This is a genomic window from Streptomyces sp. NPDC034670, from assembly GCF_055574875.1.
In genome coordinates this window covers 139,709-144,533 of record NZ_JBVITR010000003.1, presented here as the reverse complement: position 1 = coordinate 144,533, position 4,825 = coordinate 139,709, and the positions used below count along the sequence as shown (strand labels likewise).

Below are 4,825 nucleotides of genomic sequence, written 5' to 3'. Positions count from 1 at the left end.
CCCCGCCTATTTCTCCGCCTCCCTCTCCTCCCCCCCCCCCCCCCCCCCCCCCCGTCCCTCCCCCCCCCCCCCCCCCCCCCCCCCCCCCCCCCCCCCCCCCGCGACGCGCGGGGCAACACGCCCGGCCCCGGGAACGTTCCGGACGCCCCGCCGGGCCCTCCCGGCGAAGCCGTCCCGCCCGGCGGCCGCGGCCCGTGCGCACCCCGGCCCGGGCCCGGACGAGGACGCACCGTACGGCCCGGCGCGCGGAGAGTGAGGAGCGTGCGCCGCTGGTCCGCTCCCCGGAGCGGCCCGGCGGGGCCGCCGTCCGCGACGGGGCGGGAAACCCCCGCGGACGTGTCGCGGAACGTGGCGCGGCGGTGGTCACGGAGCGTGGTCACCGGGGCGTGTCCGATGCGCGACCCGTCACGGACCGGAGTCGGACGTCCGCTCCGGTACCTTGTGTGGGATGCGAGTGGTCGTGAGCACACACCGCGCCGGGGCCACCCCCGGAGCGTCCCCGGATCCACCGGTGCCTGCCGCTGCTCGCCGGGCGGTCCGGCCGCGCGGCGCCGCCCGTTCGACTTCTCGCGGCGGGCGTCGCACAGTATGCCGCACGGGTACTCCTTCGCGCTGGAATATGCCCGAAGCGCTTGTTGACGTGACTGTGCGTCAACCATGCTGGGCCCCGGGGGATGCACGTTCCGTGATCCCCGTCCCGGTCGTTGTTCTGGTCATGCAGAGGATGGCTACGATCGTGGCCCTCGTGAGGCGCGAGTCCAAGTGTCCGCCGGTTCGGATGGTGTGAGCGGTGCAGGTGCTTCAAGTGCAGCTGGAGATCCGGCCCGACCCCGCTGAGGTGGGACGGGCCCGGCGGTGGGCCCGTTCGCGTCTGGCCGGGTCCGGCATAGGGGCCGACGAGCCGCTCGCCGAGACGCTGATCCTGCTGGTCTCGGAACTCGTCACCAACGCCGTGGTGCACACCGGCTGCCCGGCCGTGCTGCGGCTGTCCCTGCCGGGCGCGCAGGAGGCGGAGGGCGGGGAGGTCACCGTCCGCCTGGAGGTGGCCGACCGCAGCGACCGGGCGCCGGTGCCGCGCTGCGTGGACGGGGAGGCCACCGGCGGGCGCGGGCTCGCCCTGGTGGACGGCCTGGCCGACCGATGGGGCTGGAGCTCCGAGGGGACCGGCAAGCGCATCTGGTGCGAACTGGACCGCTGCGCGCAGGAGCGCGAGGCCGCGGCCCCCTGCGGCGGCACGGCGGCGTACGGCGGCCTGGCGTACGAGGCGGTGTGAGGCCGGCGCGGCACGGGGCGCCGGAGCCGGTGCACGGGTGCACGGCCGGCCCGCCGTGCGGGCGGGGGTGTGAATCGATGCGCCGGGTGTGCTCCCGTGCGCGGTGCCGGTGAACCGGGCATATGACGGAATCTCCTCATAGTCACCCGAAACGGCGTTGACGTGCGGTGACCGACTGATCACTCTGGTGGTCGACGGTCCGCCGCGAGGGGACGGCGAGGGCTTCGACGACGGGGGCCCTCGGCGAGTGCGGGTCGTGGTTCGGCGTCGGCTCCCGAGGGCTGGGGGAGCCCGGGGTGGGAACGCCGGAGTCGGGAGGCGGTGCGGCGCTGCCGCGCTCGGGGCGGAGAGCGCCGCGCCGCCGAAGCGGGGGACGCGCGACGGCCCGTCCTTCCCCAGGCTGTGGACGACTCCCCGGGGAGCCCCGGAGGCGAGGACGCCGGCCCCGGTGCCGCGCGGTGCCCGTGGGCGGCGGACACGGGCGTGCCGCGCCCGCCCCGCCGGCCCGGACCGGCGGCCGTTCCCCCGGAGGCCTCAGCCGGGAAGACGGGAGACGCCCGGCGCCCCGGCGCGGGCCACCGCCCCGGCTATCCGCCGCGCGTCGAGGGCCAGTTCGCGGAGGTTGCCGCTGATGGGGTTGGTGAAGCCGGTGAAGTAGAGGCCGGGGGCGCCGTCCGGGGTGCGGGCGCCGTGGACGACCGGTCTGCCGCGCTCGTCGAGGACGCCGAGGTGGCCGACCAGGCCCTCCAGCGCGCGGACGTACCCCGTGGCCGCGACGACCGCGTCCGGGCCCACGCGCTCCCCGCCGGCGAGCACGACCTCGCCGCCCTCGAACCCCTCCACGGCGCCCACGACCTCCACCGCCCCCCTGCGCACGGCGTCGACCAGGCCGGCGTCCTGCACCGGGATGGCCCCCTCCCGCACCCGGCTGTACAGACCGGCCTCGGGGCGGGGGAGGCCCCGGTCCGACAGGTCGGGCAGCGCCACCTTCGCCTGGACCCGGGACAGCCGGTCGACGAGGCCGGCCGGCAGCCGGCGCACCAGGACGCCCGAGTACTGCGCGGGCCAGCCCGCGGTCGAGCGGCGCACGATGTGCGGAGGGGTGCGCACCGCCAGCCGCACCCGGGAGGCGCCCCCCTCCACCAGGTCCACGGCGATCTCGGCCCCCGTGTTGCCGACGCCCACGACGAGCACGTCCCGGCCGGCGAAGGGTTCCGCGTTGCGGTACGCCGAGGCGTGCAGGAACTCGCCGGTGTAGGTGTCCAGGCCGGGCCAGTCGGGGACGCGGGGCGTGTGGTTGTACCCGGTGGCCACGACCACCGCGGCGCCGGTCAGCTCACGGCCGCCGGAGGCGTGCAGCAGCCAGCCGGTGCCGTCGGCGGTGCGCTCGACGCGCGAGACCTCGACCCCGGTGACGATCTCCAGGCGGTGGTGCTCGGCGTACTTCTCCAGGTACCGGACCACGTCGTCCCGGGACACCCACTGCCCGAACCGGCGCGGCATCGGCAGACCGGGCAGGGCGGACAGCCGCCGGGTGGTGTGCAGCCGCAGCCGGTCGTAGTGGCGCCGCCAGGACGCGCCCACCCGGTCGGACCGCTCCAGGACGACGGCCCGGATCCCCCGGGCGCGCAGCGCGTACGCGACGGAGAGCCCGCCCGGGCCGCCGCCGACGACGTAGACGGGGCGGTCCGCCGGCCGGGGCGCGGGGGGCTGCGCGGGCGTGGGGGAGTCGGTCATGAGCGCGAGCGTAATCACGCTCCCGCTTGATGGGTCTCGGTCAAGACCGGAATTGGTTGCGGATTGATCACATCCGGAAGGGGTGCGGGCACCGGGTGGCGACGTCCGCCCGTCCGCGCGGCGGGGGCCGATGGCCAGAACCCCGTGTCCCGGACGGCCCCGCGGGTTTGAATGTCCCCATGGCCCATCCCCTCAGGCGCACCCGGTCCCGGCTCCTTCCCGAACTCCACGGCCTCGGTCTGCACCTGCGCCCCTGGGACCCGGCGTCCCGGGCCGACGCCCGGGCGTGGCTGCGCGGCGTCACGGACCCGGAGTTCCGGCGCTGGAACACCCTGCTCCGGCCGCTCACGGACCTGGCCGGCGCCCGGGAGTCGCTGCGCCGGGGCGCGCGGCGCGACGCGGACGGCACGGGGGCGTCCTTCCGGATCGCCGACGCCGGCAGCGGCGCGGTGCTGGGACACCTCGGCGTCAACGACATCCACCCGGTGAGACGCCTGGGCCGGATCGGCTACTGGGTGCTCCCGGAGGCGCGCGGCCGCGGGGTGGCCACCCGGGCGCTGCTGCTCGTCGCGCGCTGGGCGCTGACCGAACGGGGTCTGCACCGGCTGGAGCTGGACCACGCCCTGGGGCACGGGGCGTCCTGCCGGGTCGCCGAGCGGTGCGGGTTCGCGTACGAGGGGACCCTGCGCGGAGCGGTCTTCGAGGCCGGCCGCCACGACGCCTTCCGCGACGCCCACCTGCACGCTCGCCTCGCCACGGACCCGGAGCCGCCCGTGCCGGGGCCCCGGGACGACGGAGCGCTCCGGACGTAATGCGGGGGCGGCCCGCGAACGCCCGGCGGCATCATGAGGCATGCGTTCCGATGACTGGCGACTCACCGAAGACCTCGACGACTTCCTCGCACGCGCCGGCGCCTTCCTGCGGACCGAGCCCGCCCTGCACACCGTGGCGCTGACCGTCACGGAGAACCTGCGCACGCGCGGACCGCACGCCTACGGCGACGGCACGCCGGAGTTCGGCGTGCTGGAGCGGGAGGGGGCCGTCCGGGCCGCCTTCTTCCGCACCCCGCCGCACCGGCTGAACCTCACCGCGCTCTCCGGCGAGGACGCCGGCGCCCTCGCCGACCGCCTGGCCGGCCTCGGACGGCGGCTCCCCGGCGTCCAGGCCGACCGCGGCACCGCCGAGGCCTTCGCCGAGGCCTGGCACCGCCGTACCGGGGCCACGGCCGTGATCCGGCAGCGGCAGCGGCTGTACCGGCTGGGCGACCTGACCGTGCCCCGGCCCGCCCCGCCCGGCCGGCCGCGCGTCGCGGGGGAGGCGGACCGCGAACGGCTCCGGGCCTGGTACACCGAGTTCTGCGAGGCCCTCGGCGAGCGGCACCGGCAGGAACCCGGGGAGTGGGCGGACGCGCGCGCCGCACGCGGGGACGTCACCTTCTGGGAGACCCCGGACGGCACCCCGGTCGCCATGGCGTGCCTGAGCCCGCAGGTCGCCGGCCAGATCCGGGTGAACGGCGTGTACACCCCGCCCGGGCTGCGCGGACGCGGCTACGCCGGCGCGGCCACGGCCGAGGTCAGCCGGATCGCGCTGGCGTCCGGGGCGCGGGAGGTGCTGCTCTTCACCGACCTGGCCGACCCGACCAGCAACGGCCTGTACCAGCGGATCGGCTACCGCCCGGTCGCCGACTTCGCGGTGCACGACTTCACGGGGTAGGACGACCCCGCGCCCGAGGTCACCGGCCCCGCGCCCGAGGTCACCGGCCCCGCGCCCGAGGTCACCGGCCCCGCGCCCGAGGTCACCGGCCCCGCGCCCGGT

The 4,825-nt window shown here is 77.3% G+C and carries 4 protein-coding genes; 3 read left to right on the top strand and 1 reads right to left on the bottom strand.

Annotation, left to right across the window (positions count from 1 at the left end):
* Positions 1-805: 805 nt before the first annotated feature.
* Entirely contained in the window at positions 806-1,273 is a 468-nt protein-coding gene (locus ACZ56B_RS03365) for an ATP-binding protein (RefSeq protein WP_468785922.1), read from the top strand.
* Positions 1,274-1,807: 534 nt separating this feature from the next.
* On the opposite strand, the gene ACZ56B_RS03360 is transcribed toward ACZ56B_RS03365, so the two are convergent.
* Positions 1,808-3,010 (bottom strand): flavin-containing monooxygenase, encoded by a 1,203-nt coding sequence (locus tag ACZ56B_RS03360; protein WP_468785724.1) that lies wholly within the window; start codon positions 3,008-3,010, stop codon positions 1,808-1,810.
* A 179-nt stretch (positions 3,011-3,189) separates the two neighbouring features.
* Between ACZ56B_RS03360 and ACZ56B_RS03355 the strand changes: the two genes are divergently transcribed.
* Together ACZ56B_RS03355 and ACZ56B_RS03350 are read left to right on the top strand one after the other, a co-directional pair.
* On the top strand, positions 3,190-3,822 hold the full coding sequence (locus tag ACZ56B_RS03355; RefSeq protein ID WP_468785722.1) for a GNAT family N-acetyltransferase: 633 nt from the start codon (positions 3,190-3,192) through the stop codon (positions 3,820-3,822).
* A 40-nt stretch (positions 3,823-3,862) separates the two neighbouring features.
* A complete protein-coding gene (locus ACZ56B_RS03350; RefSeq protein ID WP_468785720.1) occupies positions 3,863-4,723 on the top strand; it encodes a GNAT family N-acetyltransferase in 861 nt (286 codons plus the stop codon).
* Positions 4,724-4,825 lie beyond the last annotated feature (102 nt).

Coding starts and splice junctions, on each gene's coding strand:
- ACZ56B_RS03350 (WP_468785720.1), top strand. CDS start 3,863: ATGCGTTCCGATGACTGGCGACTCACCGAAGACCTCGACGACTTCCTC.
- ACZ56B_RS03360 (WP_468785724.1), bottom strand. CDS start 3,010: ATGACCGACTCCCCCACGCCCGCGCAGCCCCCCGCGCCCCGGCCGGCG.
- ACZ56B_RS03355 (WP_468785722.1), top strand. CDS start 3,190: ATGGCCCATCCCCTCAGGCGCACCCGGTCCCGGCTCCTTCCCGAACTC.